18 protein-coding genes are annotated in these 19,324 nt (G+C 71.5%); 8 read left to right on the top strand and 10 right to left on the bottom strand.

Going from position 1 to position 19,324, the window contains the following annotated elements:
* Positions 1–74: 74 nt before the first annotated feature.
* A complete protein-coding gene (locus ACZ4S3_RS03080; protein WP_467924991.1) occupies positions 75–554 on the top strand; it encodes a DUF6314 family protein in 480 nt (159 codons plus the stop codon).
* A 12-nt stretch (positions 555–566) separates the two neighbouring features.
* Here the strand turns inward: ACZ4S3_RS03080 and ACZ4S3_RS03075 are convergent, their stop codons facing one another.
* A complete protein-coding gene (locus ACZ4S3_RS03075; RefSeq protein ID WP_467924989.1) occupies positions 567–1,454 on the bottom strand; it encodes a class I SAM-dependent methyltransferase in 888 nt (295 codons plus the stop codon).
* Positions 1,455–1,547: 93 nt separating this feature from the next.
* Between ACZ4S3_RS03075 and ACZ4S3_RS03070 the strand changes: the two genes are divergently transcribed.
* The 4 genes from ACZ4S3_RS03070 (at position 1,548) to ACZ4S3_RS03055 (ending at position 5,050) form a co-directional block, all read left to right on the top strand.
* Complete coding sequence (locus ACZ4S3_RS03070) at positions 1,548–3,065, top strand: AlkA N-terminal domain-containing protein (RefSeq protein ID WP_467924987.1); 1,518 nt, start codon at positions 1,548–1,550, stop codon at positions 3,063–3,065.
* A 148-nt stretch (positions 3,066–3,213) separates the two neighbouring features.
* A complete protein-coding gene (locus ACZ4S3_RS03065) occupies positions 3,214–3,720 on the top strand; it encodes a methylated-DNA--[protein]-cysteine S-methyltransferase (protein WP_467924985.1) in 507 nt (168 codons plus the stop codon).
* A gap of 26 nt (positions 3,721–3,746) precedes the next feature.
* Entirely contained in the window at positions 3,747–4,475 is a 729-nt protein-coding gene (locus tag ACZ4S3_RS03060; RefSeq protein WP_467924983.1) for a 2OG-Fe(II) oxygenase, read from the top strand.
* Complete coding sequence (locus tag ACZ4S3_RS03055; protein WP_467924981.1) at positions 4,475–5,050, top strand: hypothetical protein; 576 nt, start codon at positions 4,475–4,477, stop codon at positions 5,048–5,050. The genes ACZ4S3_RS03060 and ACZ4S3_RS03055 overlap by 1 nt, the downstream gene beginning before the upstream one ends.
* Here the strand turns inward: ACZ4S3_RS03055 and ACZ4S3_RS03050 are convergent.
* Entirely contained in the window at positions 5,023–5,721 is a 699-nt protein-coding gene (locus ACZ4S3_RS03050) for an ABC transporter ATP-binding protein (RefSeq protein WP_467924979.1), read from the bottom strand. The genes ACZ4S3_RS03055 and ACZ4S3_RS03050 overlap by 28 nt on opposite strands.
* Positions 5,722–6,046: 325 nt before the next feature.
* Here ACZ4S3_RS03050 and ACZ4S3_RS03045 point away from each other — a divergent pair, with 325 nt between their 5' ends.
* On the top strand, positions 6,047–6,862 hold the full coding sequence (locus ACZ4S3_RS03045) for an SAM-dependent methyltransferase (protein WP_467924977.1): 816 nt from the start codon (positions 6,047–6,049) through the stop codon (positions 6,860–6,862).
* Positions 6,863–6,959: 97 nt separating this feature from the next.
* Here the strand turns inward: ACZ4S3_RS03045 and ACZ4S3_RS03040 are convergent, their stop codons facing one another.
* Positions 6,960–7,868 carry a helix-turn-helix domain-containing protein gene (locus ACZ4S3_RS03040; protein WP_467924975.1) on the bottom strand — a complete coding sequence of 303 codons (909 nt, stop codon included), beginning with the start codon at positions 7,866–7,868 and terminating at the stop codon, positions 6,960–6,962.
* Positions 7,869–7,968: 100 nt separating this feature from the next.
* Positions 7,969–8,211: a DUF397 domain-containing protein gene (locus tag ACZ4S3_RS03035; RefSeq protein ID WP_467924973.1), complete on the bottom strand. Its 243-nt coding sequence runs from the start codon at positions 8,209–8,211 to the stop codon at positions 7,969–7,971.
* Positions 8,212–8,406: 195 nt separating this feature from the next.
* On the opposite strand from ACZ4S3_RS03035, the gene ACZ4S3_RS03030 reads away from it, so the two are divergent.
* Positions 8,407–8,892, top strand: coding sequence for an ATP-binding protein (locus tag ACZ4S3_RS03030; protein WP_467924971.1), 486 nt, complete (start codon positions 8,407–8,409; stop codon positions 8,890–8,892).
* A 6-nt stretch (positions 8,893–8,898) separates the two neighbouring features.
* Entirely contained in the window at positions 8,899–9,864 is a 966-nt protein-coding gene (locus ACZ4S3_RS03025) for a LysR family transcriptional regulator (protein ID WP_467924969.1), read from the top strand.
* Between the two features lie 875 nt (positions 9,865–10,739).
* Here ACZ4S3_RS03025 and ACZ4S3_RS03020 read toward each other — a convergent pair.
* The 6 genes from ACZ4S3_RS03020 to ACZ4S3_RS02995 form a co-directional block, all read right to left on the bottom strand.
* Positions 10,740–11,849, bottom strand: coding sequence for a hypothetical protein (locus tag ACZ4S3_RS03020; RefSeq protein WP_467924967.1), 1,110 nt, complete (start codon positions 11,847–11,849; stop codon positions 10,740–10,742).
* Positions 11,846–12,310, bottom strand: coding sequence for a DUF4188 domain-containing protein (locus ACZ4S3_RS03015; RefSeq protein ID WP_467924965.1), 465 nt, complete (start codon positions 12,308–12,310; stop codon positions 11,846–11,848). Before ACZ4S3_RS03015 ends, ACZ4S3_RS03020 begins: the two co-directional genes overlap by 4 nt.
* A 1-nt stretch (position 12,311) precedes the next feature.
* Positions 12,312–13,889 (bottom strand): phenylacetate--CoA ligase family protein, encoded by a 1,578-nt coding sequence (locus ACZ4S3_RS03010; RefSeq protein WP_467924963.1) that lies wholly within the window; start codon positions 13,887–13,889, stop codon positions 12,312–12,314.
* A gap of 112 nt (positions 13,890–14,001) precedes the next feature.
* Positions 14,002–15,027: a methylmalonyl Co-A mutase-associated GTPase MeaB gene (gene meaB / locus ACZ4S3_RS03005; protein ID WP_467924961.1), complete on the bottom strand. Its 1,026-nt coding sequence runs from the start codon at positions 15,025–15,027 to the stop codon at positions 14,002–14,004.
* A gap of 10 nt (positions 15,028–15,037) precedes the next feature.
* A complete protein-coding gene (gene scpA, locus ACZ4S3_RS03000; protein WP_467924958.1) occupies positions 15,038–17,269 on the bottom strand; it encodes a methylmalonyl-CoA mutase in 2,232 nt (743 codons plus the stop codon).
* Complete coding sequence (locus ACZ4S3_RS02995) at positions 17,269–19,152, bottom strand: methylmalonyl-CoA mutase family protein (RefSeq protein WP_467924956.1); 1,884 nt, start codon at positions 19,150–19,152, stop codon at positions 17,269–17,271. Before ACZ4S3_RS02995 ends, scpA begins: the two co-directional genes overlap by 1 nt.
* Between the last annotated feature and the right edge of the window lie 172 nt (positions 19,153–19,324).

Here is a 19,324-nt window from a genome sequence, read left to right as displayed (position 1 = left end):
CCGGGTGCTGCCGGACCGCACGGTACGAGGGGCCGCGGGCGTGGGGCCGCGTCGCGACGCGGGACAATCGGGTCATGCCTGCCCAGGAAGATCCGCGCCGTCCCGGCGGCCCCGCCCCGTACCCGGTCCCCGACGCCGCGGCCTATCTGGCGGGCGGCTGGCGCATCGAGCGTGCCGTGTCCGACCTGCGCACCGGCGCCGAGGGCCGCTTCCGCGGTACGGCGCAGTTCCGGCCCGACGCGGCCGGGGCCGGGCTGCTGCATACCGAGGAGGGCGAGCTGACCTGGGGCGGGGCGGCCCATCCGGCGACCCGGACGCTGCGCCTGCGGCCCCTGCCGGACGGCACCGCCGAGGTCTTCTTCGCCGACGGCCGCCCCTTTCACGACCTGGATCTGCGCACCGGCCGCTGGACCGCCGTCCACCCCTGCGCCGCGGACCGCTACGCGGGCACCTTCACGGTCGTCGCGGTGGACGAGTGGCACCTGGAGTGGCGGGTCGGCGGCCCGGCGAAGGACCAGCTGCTGCGGTCGGTGTACCGGCGGGCCGCCCCGTGAGACCGGTCCCTCTCACCTCTTGACCGCTCGCACGGCGAAGAGCAGCGGCACGATCGGCTCCGAATCCGGCAGCCGCCACCATCCGTTCTCGGCCGGCACCATCGCCTCGAACCGCTTCCAGGGCAGCAGCTCGGTCTCCCGCACCAGCTCGACCGTCATACCGGCGCCGACGACGGCGGAGATGACCTCGCCGAGGCCGTGCCGCCATTCGTAGCTGGTCGTCGCGCCCACTACCGGCGGGCCGTCGGTGTAGGTGTGCGGGGTGTCGCTCCGGAGGGGGCCGCGGCCCGCCAAGTAGTCGTGGCGGAGCAGGAGTTGCTCGCCGTCGGGGCCGGGTGTCGGGCCCAGGGCGTTGAGCAGGGGGTGGAACTCCACGAGGTAGAACGTGCCGCCGGGCCGCAGCAGGGAGCTGACGGTGCCGGCCCAGGCCGCCAGGTCCGGCAGATAGCACAGCGCCCCCTTGCCGGTGTAGATCACGTCGAAGCGGCGGTCGCCGAGGGCCCGTACGGCGTCATGGACATCCGACTCGACGAACTCCACGTCCCGGCCCGCCTCGGCCGCGAGGCGTCGCGCCTGCGCGAGGGACGCGGCGGAGAAGTCCAGGCCCACGGTGTGCGCGGCGCCCCGCTCCGCGAAGGCGGCCGTCTCGGTGCCCAGGTGGCACTGCAGATGCAGCACCTCCCGCCCCGCCAGATCGCCGAGATCCGCCCATTCGAACGGCGCGAACCAGTCCTCCGCGGTCCGCGAGCCGTCCAGGCCGTAGAACGCGCTGGCCACATGGACCGGCGTGCGCGCGTCCCAGTTCGCCTGGTTGGCCCGCACCATCTCCGTCACGGTCGGCGGCGCCGCGCCCGCCCCCGGCGTCGCCCCGTGCATCGGCTCGCTCTGCTCTGTGGTCATCCACCCCTCCTACCCACGGGCGAACACGGCCCGAACGCCGCGTCCGATTTCCGCCAGCGCTGCCCCCGTGGCCTGCCGCACAGTGGAAGGGTGATGAGCGATGGCAGCAAGTACGAGGCGGTGTGCAGCCGCGACGCGCGGTTCGACGGAGACTTCTTCTTCGCCGTCGCCACGACCGGGATCTACTGCCGGCCGAGTTGCCCGGCCACCACCCCCAAGCAGAAGAACGTCCGCTTCTTCCCGACCGCGGCCGCCGCCCAGGGCTCAGGCTTCCGGGCCTGCCGCCGCTGCCGGCCGGACGCGGTGCCCGGCTCCGCCGAGTGGAACGTCCGGGCCGATATGGTCGGCCGCGCGATGCGGCTGATCGGCGACGGCATCGTCGACCGCGAAGGCGTCGCCGGACTCGCCCAGCGGCTCGGCTACAGCGCCCGCCAGGTCCAGCGCCAGCTGAACGCCGAGCTGGGCGCCGGCCCGGTGGCGCTGGCCCGCGCGCAGCGCTCCCACACCGCGCGGATACTGCTCCAGACCACGCCCCTGCCGATCGCCGAGATCGCCTTCGCGGCCGGTTTCGCCAGCGTGCGGCAGTTCAACGACACCATCCGGGAGATCTACGCACTCACGCCCACCGCGCTGCGTGCCGCCCGGCCCGGCAAGGCCGCCCGGTTCGGGCCGGTGGCACAGCAGGCCGGCGCGGGCGGCATACCGCTACGCCTCGCCTTCCGCGGGCCGTACGCCGCCACCGAGGTCTTCGACTACCTCCAGCGCCGCGCGCTGACCGGCATCGAGGAGATCCTCGGCGAGCCCGGCACCCGCACCTACCGCCGGACCCTGCGCCTGCCCAATGGCTCCGGCATCGCCGAGGTCGACGAGTGTCCGGGCGGTGCATCACCGCTGTCGCCGGAGACCGGCGGCTGGCTGGAATGCCGGCTGCATCTGAGCGAACTGCGCGATCTGACCACCGCCACCCAGCGGATGCGCCGCCTGCTGGACCTGGACGCCGACCCGTATGCGGTCGCCGACCACCTCAGCCAGGACCCGCTGCTCGCCACGCTCGTGGCGGAGCGCCGCGGGCTGCGCTCCCCGGGCACCTGCGACGGCCATGAGCTCGCCGTCCGCGCCGTGCTCGGCCAGCAGGTGTCGGTCGCCGCGGGACAGAAGCTCGGCAATGCCGCCGTCGCCGCCCACGGCGAACCGATCGGTGAGCCCAGCGGCGGACTCACCCACCTCTTCCCCGCCGTCACGGACCTCGCCGAGGCCGCCCTGACGGAGCTCGGCATGCCCGAATCCCGCCGCGCCACCCTGCGTACCCTCGCCGCCGCGCTCGCCGACGGCAGGGTTCCGCTGGACGCCGGAGCCGACCGCGACCAGGCCGAGAAGGAGCTGCTGAACCTGCGCGGCATCGGGCCCTGGACGGCCGGCTACATCCGGATGCGCGCCCTCGGCGACCCGGACGTGCTGCTGGAGGGCGATGTCGCGGTGCTCGCCGGCATGCGCAACGCCGGTGCGACGATGGCCGATTCCGACGGCTGGCGGCCCTGGCGCTCGTATGCCATGCACCACTTCTGGAACGCCGCGCCCCGGCAGCGCAAGCTCCCGGCAGGCACCGCATGAAGCACCGCATGAAGCGGCCGCATCAAGCGGAAATGCGACGTCCGAATACCGCCAGCGATACGCCGCGTGGCACCGCAGGATGGGATGTACCGACGCGGTCATGCGTCGACCTGAACGACAGACGTGAACGACAGAAAGGAACGGACCGATGACGGTCTACACCACCATCGACAGCCCGCTCGGAGAACTGCTGCTGGTCGGCGAGCGGTCCGACACCGCCACCGGCGGCACCGCGCTCGCCTCGCTGTCCCTCCCCGGCCAGAAGGGCGGCGCCACCGTCCAGGACGGCTGGACCGAGGACGCGGCGGCCTTCGCGGAGATCACCGCCCAGCTCACCGCGTACTTCGCGGGCAAGCGCACCCGGTTCGACCTCGAGTACGTCACCGCCGGCTCCGACTTCCAGCGCCGGGTCTGGACCGCCCTGGACGACATCCCGTACGGCAAGACCTTCAGCTACGGAGAGATCGCCGCGCAGATCGGCGCCTCGCGTGCCGCGGTGCGCGCCGTCGGCACGGCCATCGGGCGCAACCCCCTCCTCGTCGTACGCCCCTGCCACCGCGTGATCGGCGCCAACGGCTCGCTCACCGGCTACGCCGGCGGACTGGAGCGCAAGCAGCAGCTTCTGCGGCTCGAAGGCATCACCCCGGCGGCCTGACCGCACCCCCATCCCGGAGACCCCACATGACCACCAAGAACGCCACCGCCCAGGCCAAGCGTCAGATCGACGCGGCCGACTGGGACGCTCTGGCCGGCGAGCTGGACACCTACGGCGGCGCGCTCACCCCGCAGCTCCTGACCCCCGCACAGTGCGCCGACATCGCCGCGCTGTACGAGAAGGAGGAGCTGTTCCGCACCACCATCGACATGGCCCGCTACCGCTTCGGCTCCGGCCAGTACCGCTACTTCCACCACGACCTTCCGGAGCCGGTCGCCGCCCTGCGCGCCGCGTTCTACCCGTATCTGCTCACCATCGCCCGGGACTGGGCCGCCCGGCTCGGCCGCCCCGCGCCCTGGCCGGACACCCTGGAGGAGTGGCTGGCCAGGTGCCACGAAGCGGGTCAGGACCGCTCCGCGCAGATCCTCCTGCGCTACGAGACGGGCGACTGGAACGCCCTGCACCGCGATGTCTTCGGCGACATGCTCTTCCCGCTCCAGGTCGTCATCGGCCTGGACGAGCACGGCACCGACTACACCGGCGGCGAGTTCCTGCTCGTCGAACAGCGCCCGCGGGCCCAGTCGCGCGGCACCACCAACGTCCTCAAGCAGGGCCACGGCCTGATCTTCACCACCCGCGACCGCCCCGTGGCCACCAAGCGCGGCTGGTCGGCCGGCGCCATGCGGCACGGCGTGAGCACCGTCCGCTCCGGCCGCCGGCACGCCCTCGGCCTGGTCTTCCACGACGCCGCCTGATGGGCAGGTACCCGTCGGGCGACGAGTCCGCATCGCCGCTCATCGGCGCCGAGGAGCTGGCCGAATCCCTCGACCGGTACGGTGACCTGCCGCCGCCCGCCCCGCACACCGATGCCGAACTCCACGCCCTCATCGGCCTGTTGACGCGCCCCAGGTCCCGGATCGAGTCGGTCACCGTCGGCCACAGCCGCGATACCGCCTCCCGCGCCGCGGCCGCGGCCTTCACCGCCGCATGGCGGGCCCGCGGCGGCACGGTCCTCGCCGTCGTCGACTGGCCCGAGTCCGCGGCCTCCTGGCTGCGCCCGGCCGGCCGGCTGACCGCCGAGGCGCCGGACGCCTGGGTCATCGCCGCGGCCCCGCTCGGCTTCGCCCAGCTCGCCCGCCGCCTGCGGCACAGCACCGACTGGGACCCGGCCCGTACGGTGGCCTTCGCCTCCCTCCAGGACTCCCGGCTGCCCGCCCTGACCGGCCCGGACACGCTGCACAAGCTCCGCGGCGCGACCGTCGGGGGCGGCACCTGGGAGGTGAGCCACCGCTGGGTCACCGCCTACCCGCCCGTGGCGGCGGACGGCTGACGGGCGATCGCGGTCACCTTCCCCTCGGACAGGGTCGCCAGCCGGGGCGCCCGCCCCGCGAGCCCCTCGTCCTCTGTGGCCACCACACAGGTCAGGCGCCGCTCGCCCCACAGACGTACGAACATCTCCGTGATCTCCTCACGGGCCGCCGCGTCCAGCCCGGCCGTCGGCTGATCGGCGAGCAGTACGGTGGGCCGCTTCACCAGGGCACGGGCGAGCGCGACCCGCTGCCGGTCCCCGTCATCCAACTCACCGGCGAGTAGGTCCGGTTGGCCGCCCATGCCGATCTCCCGCAGGGCCTCGCCCGCCAGCTCCCAGCGGTCGGCGGGCCGCAGCCGCAGCGGCAGAAGGGCGCTCGCAACGTTCTGCCGCGCGCTGCAGCCGGGTGCCAGGCCCCCGCCGCGGGGCACCATGCCGATGGACTCCGTCCGGATCCGCGCGAGCCGGCACTCCGTCAGCGTCGCCAGATCCGTGCCGTCGAGTTCCACGCTGCCGCGGGTGGGCCGCTCCAGCCCGCCCAGGATCCGCAGCAGCGTCGACTTGCCCGCGCCCGCCGCCCCCTGGACCACCAGTGCGCCGCCGTCCTCCACGTAGAGCCCGATGCCCTCCAGCGCCCGCACCCCGCCCCGGCCGTTCCGGTAGCACTTGGTCACGCCGGTCAGGTGGTACACGGTGCACTCTCCTCCGGGCCGTCGGCCGGGGATACGTGGCGGGGCGACGGGCCTGCCGTGACGATAGGGAGACGGAGTGACGGGGCGATAAGCGCGGGATGAGAGCGCAATGAGAAGGCGGCCCGAAAGCGACGCCTGGGACCGGCCACGACGACCGCGCCATGGCCGGTTGAACGCCCCCTATTCGCACGTCTGTTGCCTGCAACAACGGCCGTCCGGTGGGTATGTTGGACGCCGCACGGCGTAGTCGCTCCGATACGGAACGGCGCGTCGCTGCCGTATGGCCGTATGGCTGGTGACTGTCGAAGCGACGGGAAAGTGTGGAATGAGCCAAGAAACGCAACCGCAGTCCAGCGCCGTCGATGTCAGTATCCCGAGCGTGGCGCGCATGTACGACTACTACCTCGGCGGCAAGGACAACTACGCCGTGGACCGCGAGGCCTGCGACGAGCTGAGCAAGGTCGTACCGAGCACCCAGGTGCTGGCGATCAACAACCGGCGTTTTCTGCAGCGGGTGGTGCGCTGGCTGGCCCGCGAGCACGGAATCCGCCAGTTCATCGACCACGGATCAGGCCTGCCGACCCAGGACAACGTCCACCAGGTCGCGCAGCAGGTCGACCCGGAGTCCCGGGTGGTCTACGTCGACAACGACCCCATCGTGCTGGCACACGGCCGTGCCCTGCTGGAGGAGAACGTCAACACCGCCGTCATCCAGGCGGATATGCGGGACACCGAAGGCATCTTCAGCAGCGCCGAGGTCGAGCGGCTGATCGACTTCGAGCAGCCGGTCGCCGCGCTGTTCGTCTCGGTACTCCACTGCATCCCGGACTCCGACGACCCTGCCGGACTCATCAAGCGCGTCGCCGAACGGCTGGCCCCCGGCAGCTTCCTGGTGGTGTGCCAGCTGGTCAGCGAGGACGCCGCGACCCGCGACTTCGTCACCAAGTTCATGGACGAGAGCACTCATGGACAGTGGGGCCGGGTGCGACAGGCGCATGAGCTGACGGCATTCCTGGACGGGCTGGAGATCCAGGAGCCCGGTCTGGTGGAGGTCTCCACCTGGAATCCGGACGCGGACCTCGGCCCCAAGCAACTCACCAAGGAATGGATCGAGTTCGGGGGAGTGGCCCGCAAGGTCTAGGGCGCGCCCCGAAACGTGTGGAGCGGCGGGCCCCCGTTGAGGTCCCGCCGCTCCACGTACCATGTCGGCCACTTCGGGGACCGGCCCCTCGCGGCCGTCAGCTCTCCTGTTTGATCAGCCGGTCCAGGATCGCCAGCGACTCCCGCGGTGACTCGGACTGCGCGCTGAGCCGGTCCATGACGGCGAGATAGTGATCGACGTCGTCGCGCTTGTCGAGATAGAGCGCGCTGGTCAGCTGCTCCAGATAGACGATGTCCGGCAGATCCGGCTCCAGGAACCGCAGGATCGTGATCGGACCGCCGGCGGCCGCCAGACCGCCGAGGCTGAACGGCGCGACCTGCAGCGTGACGTTCGGCAGCTCCGCCAACGACCGCAGATGCCGCAGCTGCGCCCTCATTACCTCCGGCCCGCCGAGCGGACGGCGTAGCGACGCCTCGTCGATCACCGCCCACAGTCGCGGCGCATCCGGAATCGTCAGCAGGTCCTGGCGCTTCACGCGCAGTGCCACCCGCCGCTCGATCTCCTCCTCGCCGGCCCGCGGATGGCCGAGCTTGGTCACCGCACGCGCGTAGTCCTCCGTCTGCAGCAGGCCCGGCACGAACTGGACCTCGTATGTGCGGATGACGGACGCGGCCTCTTCCAGGCCGATATGCGTCTCGAACCAGTTGGGCAGCACATCGCCGTACTGATGCCACCAGCCCGGAGTGCTGGTCCGGCGGGCGAGCGTGAGGAAGTCGGTGCGGTCCGCCTCGTCCGTGACGCCGTAGAGCGTCAGCAGATCGGCGACGTCCCGCTCCTTGCAGCTCACCCGGCCGAGCTCCAGGCGGCTGATCTTCGCGTGGGAGCCACGGATGGCGTCCCCGGCGGCTTCCCGGGTGATGCCCGCCGCCTCACGCATCCGCCGCAGCTGCGTGCCCAGCACGATCCGCAGGACGGTCGGGCCGCCCCGCGGATGTTCCAGATAGCGGCGCAGAGACGGTTGGCTGCTCGGCTTCGCGGCCATCATCGTGACTCCCCTGAGTGTTCGGGCGAGCGCCCAGTGTCCCATCGGCCGGTGCGGACGTACAGCCATGGCGACTATCCGGCCGACATATGCGCCAGTTGTGTCAGCCGCGGCCGACGAGATCGTCGAAGTCGCCGTCCTTGGCGCCCTGGACGAAGGCGGCCATCTCCTCGTGGGTGTAGATCAGCGCCGGGCCCGACGCGAACCGGGAGTTGCGCACCGCGACCCCGCCGTCCGAAAGAACGGCCAGCTCAACGCAGTTGCCACTGGGATTGCTGCGACGGCTCTTGCGCCATTGGGCGCCCTCGATGCCAGTCGCCGGCATGCCGTTGGTCACTGACTCCATAACAGCTGCTCCCTTGCTGGAGGCCGTGCCTCCTACCGTTCCGAGCTCGCGATCAGGTTGGCGTGAACGAGCTCCTGAGCGACCGTCCTTACCGATGTAATTGCAGATGCACTTGCAGCGGGGGGCGGCTGACGAGGATATTAGCTCTCCAGAGGACTCCCCGCCCAGACCCGAAAGCCCTTCGCGGAGATGGTGATGACCACACATCCGGCCGAGACCGTGCACCACGCCCTTCGGGAGGAACCGTGTGACGACACCTGGTGGATGCCCGGCCCCGACAGCTTCGCCGCCTGCGCTCTCAGCGGTTCCGCGCGCACCGTCGCGGACGCCCGCCGCTTCACCCGCGCGACCCTCGAAGGCTGGAAAATGTGCGCCGGTGTTGCCGAGGACGCCGCGACGGTCGTGTCGGAACTGGTCACCAACGCCCTGCGCTACGGCACCGCGGACGGCGAACTCGCCGACGTCTGCTCCGCCTGGCTCGCGCTGACCCGGCAGGACACCACCGTGCTGTGCGCGGTCTCGGACTCCGGCACCACCGCCCCGGTCGTACAAACCCATGACGAGCTCGCCGAGTCCGGACGGGGACTGCACATCGTCGACCTGCTGAGCGATGCCTGGGGCTGGACCCCGCCGGACCGGCTGGGCAAGACCGTCTGGGCGACGGTGTCGATGCGCGGCTGACGACCAGTGGATCTGCTGTCTTTGCGATACTTCCGGGCGGTCGCACGCCGTGAACACATCAGCCGGGCCGCCGAGGAACTGCGGGTGGCCCAGCCCTCGGTGAGCCGTACGATCGCCCGCCTGGAGGCCGAGTTCGGCGTGCCGCTCTTCGACCGCCAGGGCCGCACCATCCGTCTCAATCGCTACGGATCCGTCCTTCTGCGCCGCGTGGAACGCGCCCTGGACGAACTCGACGACGCCCGCCGGGAAATCACCGACGCCGCCGGCCTCGACCAGGGAACCGTCGCCGTCGCAGCGGAGACCCTGCTGCCCCTCTCCGAACTTCTGGCCGGATTCCGCGCCGCCCACCCGGGAGTCACCCTCCGCTGCTTCCAGTCCACCCCCGAGGTGATGCTCCAGCAACTCGGCGCCCGCGACGTCGACTTCTGCTTCGCCTCCCAGCCGTTGCGCGGGCTGGGGCTCGGCGCGGAGCGACTGCTGCACGAGGAGGTACTGCTGGCGGTGCCGGCCGGCCATCGCCTGGCAGGCCGGGACCGGGTCGCGCTGACCGACCTCGTCGACGAGCCCTTCATCACCACCCGGCCAGGTCACTGGCAGCGCACGCTGCTCGACGAGCTGTTCGCGTCCATCGACCGCAGACCGGTCGTCTCCTGTGAGGGGGACGAACCCGGCGCCACCCACTTCCTGGTCGAGGCCGGAATCGGCGTCGGCCTGATGCCGTCCCTCGCCCGCGCCGATCTCACCCAGGCCGCCCTGTCCTGGCTACGCCTCGACGCCCCCGGCTGCACCCGCACCCTCAGCCTCGTCCGGCGCGAGGACAGTTATCTCTCCACAGCCGCCGCGCGCTTCCGCGATCTGGCCGTCGCCCACTTCCAGGACCCGGGCCGAACGGGCGGGGGCGGCCGACGGGCGGCCGGCCCGGAAGACGGCCAGCACCCGGCCCACGTCCCCCGGCAGCAGCGCCTGGAGTGACGCGGCGGTGCCGGGATCGTCGATCAGCTGACTCAACGGGTGGACGGACACGCCGAGTTCGGTGAGTGCGTACCAGGCGCGGACGAGATCCTGGCCGGCGCGGACGAGATCGCTGTCGCTCAGGTCCCGCTGCCCGGCGAAGACCAGCACGCTGCCGTCGTAACGCAACAGGCCACGCTGGGAGCGCGCCAGCAGCCTGGCCAGCCCGAGCCGCCGCAGCACCGCGTAGGGACCGGGTGCCAGTACGGCACCGAGCGCGGCCGCGTCCGTACGGGAGAGCTCCAGTGCCTCGTAGGTGAGTCCGTCGAGGCGATAGCGGGGGTGGTCAGGGTGCAGCCGGAGCCAGTTGCGCAGTTCCCTGGCGACGGGGGCGGTGGCGAAGAGGTGACGGTCGGCGCGTACGGCGAGATCGGCGAGGTCGCGGGCGGGGAGTTCGGAGACGGTGTGGACCGCGGTCAACGCGCCTTGCACGGTTTCGAGTTGGCGCCGGGTGAGACGGCCCGGGAGATGGGGGCCGCGGGCGCAGGCGCGGCGGGTGACCGCGGCGGAGGTGAAGGGCGTGGGGTGGGGCGACGTGGCGGGCACAAGGCGGGCGGCGGTCCGTTGTGCCGGATCGACGGTGATCTCCGCGCGTAGGGACAGGCCGGCGTCGGCCGCCACGGTCAGACAGGTCTCCACGAATGCGCCCAGGGACAGATACAGATCACGGCGGGTCGGGTCACCGGCCGGGAGTTCGCGGTCGGCGGTCCAGCCGATGACGATCGCGTCGGCGCGGTAACCCAGCGTCCATGGCTGGGTGTTGTGGGCGCTGGGTGCCCGGCGGCACAGAGCCTCGAGGTCGCGCAGGGCGCGTACCCATGGCGCGAGGCGGGTCATCACAGATCCCGTTCGTAGAAGGTGTAGCCGTGCAGCGGGCGGCCGCCGACGCGGCGGTAGGAGGCGGCCGACGCGCGATTGGCGTGCTCGACGAAGGTGCTGCGCAGGGTCCGGTACCCGCCGGTGCGCAGGCCGCGGTGCAACTCCCGGGAAAGCAGGGTGAGATAGCCGTTGTCCTGTTCGTCCGGGACGGTGCCCTTGATGATCAGTACGGCCTCCTTGCGGTAGCGGGAGCGGGTGGCCAGCAGCTGCAGCTGACGGGGGAGCGTCAGCCGTCCCCGTACGCGCATCACGAAGGCCGAGATGTCCGGGACGGCGAGGACGAAGGCGATCGGGCGGCCCGCCTTGGTGAGGTAGAGGAGCAGCCGCTCGTCCAGGAGATGGGCCAGGCCGTCCGTCTGGGCGGCGAGTTGGGCGGCGGAAATCTCGGTGTAGTACGGGAGTTGGGCGAAGGAGGCGTTGAGCATGGTGCGCAGGAGCGGCAGCTGCTCGGCGAGACGGCGGCGGGAGCCGTGGTGGATGCGGAGGTCCTCGGCGGCGATGCGGGCGTCGTCGAAGCGGAATCTCCCGTCCGGGTCGAGGGTGTCCAGGTCCGGGCAGATCCAGGTGTCGGAGGGGAAGCGGCGGGTGAAGCCGTGCCGTTCGTACGCGGCCGGATAGTGCGGTGGATTCCAGGCCGAGTCGATGAAGCCGCGCTCCTCGAAGCCCGAGGTGATCACCCCGCCGGACTGGTTGGGCAGGAGGCTGACCGGCCCGAAGACCCCGGCCGCCCCCGCCTCCCGTCCAAAGCGCAGCGCGAGAGCGAAGAGGTGCCCCGCGACCTGCGCATCGGTGAACTCGGTCAGCCCGAACAGCTGGGTGCGACGGCCGAGTCGGCGGTCCATCGCCTCCGAGCGATGCAGACAGATCCGGCCGACCGGGCGGCCCGTCCGGGTGTCGGTGGCGAGGTGCAGGGCGGTGGCGCCGGTGCGGTGCCAGTCGGAGATCGTGGCGGCGAGGGTCGGGACGTAGCTGCCGGGCGGATGCAGCCGGAGCGGCAGCTCGCAGAAGGCGCGCAGGGAGCGGCGGTCCGTGACGGGAGTGAGGGCGAGGGGGGCAGTGGTGGTCATGGGCCGGCGTCCGGGTGGCGATGGCCGACGGCACGGGTCGCGTGCTCGTACGACAGCGGAGTGAAGGTGTCGATATGGCCGAGGCGGCCGTCCTCTGCGCGCCAGATGCCGTTGGTGTAGCCCGACTCCTCGGCGGTATAGATACGGATCCAGCCACCGGTGGCCCGGTTGGTGCCCTCGTCCGTCAGCCAGCACATCAGCTCGTGATGAGCCTTGCCGCGGGCGAATTTCAGCAGCTCGTCGCGGTCGGTGAAGAAGGCGATGGTGCCCAGGGTGTAGGGAAAGCGCCAGTACACCTTGTGCCAGACATAGCCGCGCATCCGCTTCATCTCGCCGACCATGCGCAGCCAGCGGGGGCCCAGGGACAGGATCGCGCGCAGGCCGGAATACCGTGTGGCGCCGACGAACATGGCGCCTGCCGGACCCGGGGCGGGCGTGCGGGAGAAGTCGGTGCTGCGCACGTCAGGCCCCCACCTGGCCGCCGCGGAGCAGATAGCGGTTCTTGATGGACGAGGCCCCGGCGAACGGTCCGCTGCCGTAGGCATGCAGCTCTATGGAGATCTCGCCCGTGGCGGGGTCCTCCTCCACCGACTGGGCGAAGTCCCGGCTGGTGGCGGTGAGATGGCGCAGCACGCCGTACTGGCAGGCCTTCGCCAGCCGGTCCGCCTCGACGGCCGACAGCGTTGCCCCGCGCCGCAGCTGGACATGCACCACCGGCCGCGCCTCCAGATCGCCGCCCGCGTCCAGTGCCAGGCAGAACCCCTCGATCAGCTCGGCCAGTGGATTTCCCGTGTAAAGCCCGTATTCGACGTCCTGTGGATAGATGTTGGCCCCCATGTAAGAGATGGTGGAATCGGCCCGTCCGTACAGGAACAGCACCGGCAGCCGCATCCGCTCACGGCCCGCGGCGGCCTTTGCCTGGGCCAGCAACTCGGGCCGGGAGACGGCGAGTTGCTCCAGCTTCCGCCAGACCTGCGGGAACGTGGTCAGCGTTCCCTCGTCGCCGATGTTGTAGCGCAGCTTCGGGGCCATCACGGCGGTGGAGTTGATGGTGCACAGCACCTCGCCGGTGCGGCCGTCACCGGCCGTCTCCAGATAGGTCTCCAGCGGGTTGTACTGGAAGACCATCGGCAGCCGCTGCTCGTCGCTGCCGAGGAAGGCGGCCCGCGCCGCGGCGTCCGCACGGATCAGCCGGCGCAGCCAGACGGTGAAGGTGGTCTCGCCGCCCATGCCGATGGTCAGGTCCGAGGCGCCGTATCCGGAGCGGACCTTGCCGAAGATGTCGCCGACGTAGTCGCGCAGCGCCTCCGTCATGCCCTCGCCGCCGACCATCGCCGCCAGCCGGTAGTCCTTGCGGGTGGCGGTGAACCATTCCTCGGCGGCCAGCCGGTCGCGCAGATGCTTGAGGAAGGGCGGGTAGGCGGTGACGAGATAGTCGTAGCGCGGGCCGAAGTGGCGCAGCGTATCGACGATCTTGTCGAGGTCGGGGCCGGTGTTCTTGACGGTGGCGATCCGGGCCATCGCGATCCCGGTGTTGGTGCCGGTGGCCCAGGCACCCATCGAGTACGCGTTGATCACGAACAGCTTCCTGGAGGGGAAGACGAGAGAGGTGTATCCCGCGACATTGCGGTGCACGGTCTTCAGCTCGCGGCGGCCGCGCATCCAGTTGTACGGGGTACCGGAGGAGCCGGAGGACTCGTCGACGACGCTGCCCGCGATCTCCGGCTTCCCCTTCCAGCACCGTTCGTGCTGGGGGTACGCCTTGACGTACGACTCCTTGTCGGTCGGGGGATAGGAGGTCGTACGGAACCAGCGGAAGCGCCAGCCGTGGCGGGCGAGATGGTCGGCGTACGCGGGCACGTCGAGGGCCGCGAACTGACAGGTCATCCAGGCATGCAGATGCGCGAACCGGCCCATCCAGGGACGGTAGTTGCGAGCCATCAGCCGCCAGGTGAAGGGGCGCACGCCATACAGGCGGTACAGCGAGGTGAGTGCCGCGCTGACGGCGCGCAGGAACCACTGTCGTGCGTGTCTGCCCATGATGCGAGATCCCCCCGGACCCGATCGGTGCGTATGCGTCACCGACATACTCGGGGCCGGGCCGGGGGACGTCATGAGCCTGGCTACTCAGGTGGCGGAGTGAGTATCCGGCCTAACCGGCCTGACTCTCGCTCGGCGTGCGGGGGAAGCCGTCGGCGAGGCCGAACGCGTCCAGCAGCCGGTCGGCCGCCAACGTCGCGGTGATCTTCCCCTCGCGCACCTCGTGCTCGACGGCGGGCCCCAGACGGCGTACCTCCGGATGCTCCTGGAGGCGGTCGATCAGCCGCTCCCGCACCATCGACCACGTCCAGTCGACCTGCTGGGCGCGGCGTCGCTCGGCCAGGGCGCCGGTGGAGTCCAGCAGGGTGCGGTGCTGCTCGATCCGCTCCCACACCGTCTCCAGGCCGGTGCCCTCGCGGGCGCTGCAGGTGAGCACGGGTGGCGTCCAGGCCGCGTCGGATGGCTGCAACAGCCGTAGTGCACCTGCCAGTTCGCGGGCCGCCGAGCGGGCGTCCCGCTCGTGCGGACCGTCCGCCTTGTTGACGGACACCAGGTCCGCCAGCTCCAGGACGCCCTTCTTGATGCCCTGGAGCTGGTCGCCGGTGCGGGCCAGCGTCAGCAGCAGAAAGGTGTCGACCATATTGGCCACGGTGGTCTCGGACTGGCCGACGCCGACCGTCTCCACCAGGACGACGTCATAGCCCGCCGCCTCCATCACCACGATGGACTCGCGGGTCGCCCGCGCCACCCCGCCCAGCGTGCCGGAGGTGGGGGAGGGGCGGACGAACGCCGCCGGGTCCGTCGCCAGCCGCTCCATCCGGGTCTTGTCGCCCAGGATGGAGCCGCCGGTACGGCTGGAGGACGGGTCGACGGCGAGCACCGCGACCCGGTGGCCCTTCCCCGTCAGCAGGGTGCCGAGCGCGTCGATGAAGGTCGACTTGCCGACCCCCGGCACGCCGCTGATGCCCACCCGGCGGGCCGAACCGGAGTGCGGCAGCAGCTCGATCAGCAGCCGTTGGGCCGCCGCCCGGTGGTCGGCGCGGGTGGACTCCACCAGGGTGACGGCGCGGGCGATCCAGGCCCGGGAGCCCGCCCGTACCCCCTCGGCGTACCGTTCGACATCGATCGTCGCAGGCATGGCCCCCCGATCAGAGCTCGTGGCCGAGGACCGACGCCAGGTCCCGCACCAGGTCATGGGCGGCGTCCGGAATGACCGTGCCGGGCAGGAAGACCGCGGCCGCGCCCATGTCTCGCAGCGGCTGTACGTCCTGCGGCGGGATCACCCCGCCCACCACGATCGTGATGTCCTCCCGGTCCTCGGCGGCCAGCGCCTCGCGCAGCGCGGGCACCAGAGTGAGGTGACCGGCGGCCAGGGACGACACCCCGACGATATGGACGTCCGCCTCCACCGCCTGGCGGGCCACCTCGGCCGGGGTCTGGAACAGCGGGCCGACATCGACGTCGAAGCCCAGGTCGGCAAAGGCCGTGGCGATCACCTTCTGGCCGCGGTCATGGCCGTCCTGGCCCATCTTGGCCACCAGGATGCGCGGCCGCCGCCCCTCGGCGCGCTCGAATGCGCCCACCAGATCCCGGGTGCGCTCGACACCGGAGGACGGGCCCGCTTCATCTCGGTACACACCGGAGATCGTACGGATCTGACCGGAGTGGCGTCCGTAGACCGACTCCAGGGCGTCCGAGATCTCACCGACGGTCGCCATCGCCCGCGCGGCGTTCACGGCCAGCGCCAGCAGATTGCCCTCCAGCCCCTCGCCGGGACCCGACTTCGCCGCCGCGGTCAGCGCCCGCAGCGCGTCCTGGCAGGCCTCCTCGTCGCGCTCCGCGCGCAGCCGCTTCAGCTTCTCGATCTGCTGGGCGCGCACCGAGGAGTTGTCGACCTTGAGGACCTCGATCTCCTCGTCGGTCTCCACCCGGTACTTGTTGACGCCGATCAGCGCCTGCCGCCCCGAGTCGATCCGCGCCTGCGTGCGGGCCGCGGCCTCCTCCACGCGCAGCTTCGGAATGCCCGCGTCGATGGCCTTGGCCATCCCGCCGGCCGCCTCGACCTCCTCGATGTGCTGCCAGGCCCGCCGCGCCAGATCGTGGGTGAGCTTCTCCACGTACGCGCTGCCGCCCCACGGGTCGATGACCCGGCAGGTGCCCGACTCCTGCTGGAGGAAGAGCTGGGTGTTACGGGCGATCCGGGCCGAGAAGTCGGTGGGCAGGGCCAGCGCCTCGTCGAGGGCGTTGGTGTGCAGGGACTGGGTGTGCCCCTGGGTCGCGGCCATCGCCTCCACGCAGGTCCGCGTGACGTTGTTGAAGACGTCCTGTGCGGTCAGCGACCAGCCCGATGTCTGCGAATGGGTGCGCAGGGACAGCGACTTGGGGTTCTTGGGCTCGAAGCGCTGGACGAGGCGCGCCCACAGCAGCCGGGCCGCGCGCAGCTTGGCGATCTCCATGAAGAAGTTCATGCCGATCGCCCAGAAGAAGGAGAGCCGGGGCGCGAAGGCGTCCACGTCCATGCCCGCCGCCATGCCCGCGCGCAGATACTCCACCCCGTCGGCGAGGGTGTACGCCAGCTCCAGGTCGGCCGTCGCACCCGCCTCCTGTATGTGGTACCCGGAGATCGAGATGGAGTTGTAGCGCGGCATCTTCTGCGAGGTGTACGCGAAGATGTCGGAGATGATCCGCATCGAGGGCTGCGGCGGATAGATGTACGTGTTGCGGACCATGAACTCCTTGAGGATGTCGTTCTGGATGGTCCCGGCCAGCTTCTCGGGCGGTACGCCCTGTTCCTCGGCGGCCACGATGTAGAGGGCGAGTACGGGCAGCACCGCGCCGTTCATCGTCATCGACACGGTCATCTTGTCCAGCGGGATGCCCTCGAAGAGCTGCCGCATGTCGTAGATCGAGTCGATGGCGACGCCCGCCATGCCGACGTCACCGGTGACGCGCGGATGGTCACTGTCGTAGCCGCGGTGGGTCGGCAGATCGAAGGCGACGGACAGGCCCTTCTGGCCGGCCGCGAGATTACGCCGGTAGAAGGCGTTGGACTCCTCGGCGGTGGAGAAGCCGGCGTACTGCCGGATCGTCCAGGGCTGGTTGACGTACATGGTCGGGTACGGGCCCCGCAGATACGGCGTGATGCCCGGGTACGTGCCCAGAAAGTCCAGGCCCGCCAGATCCGCCTCGGTGTACAGCGGCTTGACGTCGATGCCCTCCGGGGTCTCCCACGTCAGATCCGCGATGCCCTTGCCGGTGGCCTGCTGTACGGCCTCCGCCCACCGCCCGGCGTCGGCCGGGCCGTCCGCCGCGACCGGGTTCCCCAGCTCGACCGTGCTGAAGTCCGGGATGGCGCCCGCCTGTTGCGTCGACTCTCCCATCACGCCACCTCCATGACATCCAGGGCCGAGGAGAGCACCTCGACCGCGTCGCAGCCCGCGAAGACGAACGCCTCCACACCGGCCCCTGTGAATTCTTCCCGGCGCTCGCCGGGCTTGCCCGCCAGGTGCACCCGCCGCGCCCCCGCCGACGTCAGCGCGGCCGCCACGGCCGCCGCCTGCTCGCCGTACACCGCATCGCTCGAACACAGACACGCGGTCCCCGCACCGCTGCGGGCGAACGCCTCGGCCACCGAATCGGCGTCCACGCGCTCCTGGACGGTCTCGATGCCGCCCGCCTGGAAGAGATTGGCGGCGAACGTCACCCGCGCGGTGTGTGCCGCGACCGGCCCCAGCGCCGCCAGGAAGACCTTCGGGCGCGCCCCGGTGGCTGCCAGGTGCGCGTCGGAGCGGGACCGAAGCCGCTCGTAGGCGTCATCCCGGCGCACCCGGGGCAGCCCCCGGCCGCCGGCCACCGAAGCGGGGGCCGGTTCGCGCTGTACGGGCGGCTCGGCGAGATGCGGGAACTCGCTGACACCGGTGATCGGTTCGCGGCGGTGCGCCAGCTCCCGCGAGCGGCGCTCCCAGGTCTGCGCCAGCCGCTCCCCGAGCATCCCGGAGCGCAGCGCCGCGGCCTGGCCGCCCGCGCCCTCGATCTCCTGGAAGAACGCCCAGGCCGCCTGGGCCAGTTCGTCGGTGAGGCGCTCCACGTACCAGGAGCCGCCCGCCGGGTCGATCACCTTGGACAGGTGCGACTCCTCCAGCAGGACGGACTGGGTGTTACGGGCGATCCGGCGGGCGAACGCATCGGGCAGACCCAGCGCCGCATCGAACGGCAGCACCGTCACCGCGTCCGCACCGCCCACGCCCGCGGACAGCCCGGCGACCGTGGTCCGCAGCATGTTCACCCACGGGTCCCGACGGGTCATCATCACCGTGGAGGTGACCGCGTGCTGGCGTTGCGCGGCCGCGTCCGGCGACGCCCCGCAGACCTCGGCGACCCGCGCCCACAGCCGGCGGGCGGCGCGCAGCTTGGCGATGGTCAGGAACTGGTCGGCGGTGGCGGCGTAGCGGAACTCCAGCTGCCGGCAGGCGTCGTCGATGCTCAGCCCCGAGGCGGTGAGCTCCCGGAGGTAGGCGACGCCGGTGGCCAGCGAGGCGCCCAGTTCCTCGGCGGTGGAGCCGCCCGCCTCGTGGTACGGCAGCGCGTCCACGGCCAGCGCACGCAGCCTGGGCGCATCGGCGGTGCAGCGCTCCGCCAGCCGGACGGCAGCGGCCAACCGGTCGCGCAGCGCGCCGTCGTCACCGGTACGGGCGAGCAGCCCGAGCGGGTCGGCGCCCAGGTTTCCGGACGCCTCGGACAGCGGTACGCCGGCGGTGCCGTAAAGGCGCAGGAGCTCCTCGGCGGCCGCGGCGAAGTCGGCACCGGGGTCCAGCACCACGGCGGCCAGATCCAGATAGACACCCTCGAGCGCCTGCGGCAGCCCCGCCACCGGCACCCCGCCCTCCCCGACGGCCAGCCACAGCGAGGTGACGCCGTTCTCCAGGTCGGCGAGGACGGATTCATTGGCGCGCCGGGGATCGGTGTGCGCATGGCGCTGGCGTACGTCCCACCCGTTCACGGTGGTGCCCTCGGGGCGGCCGCCTCGTATAAAGGGAGGGAACCCGGGGTGGCCCGGCGCGGCCTGGCCGTCCTCGGCGGTGTACAGCGGGCGGATGCGGATCCCGTCCTGGAGGCCGGTGGCGAGCGCGTCCTCGGCGGCGGCACCGGCGGCTTCTGTAACGCCCGATTTGCGCAGCACGCCTTCGACAAGGCGCTGCCACTGCTCTCGGTCCGCGTCCGGGAATGCGGCGGCCAGGGGGAGTTCGGGGGACTCGGCGGTCATGGCAGCAGGCTAGGCGAACGACCGTTAGCTGGAGCAGGGGCTCCCGCTGTGACCTTGCACTCTTTGGCCTGGCGTTTGTCCGTATTCGGACGGACATCGCGCCGGCTCCGGTCGGCGGCGCCCGGTTGCCGGGAGGTGATCGTCCGGTTCTGTACGGTGGGCCGCGGCACCC

This window comes from Streptomyces sp. NPDC028368 (assembly GCF_055565615.1).
The sequence above is the reverse complement of the archived record's forward strand: the minus strand, read 5'-3'. Positions and strand labels throughout refer to the sequence as shown.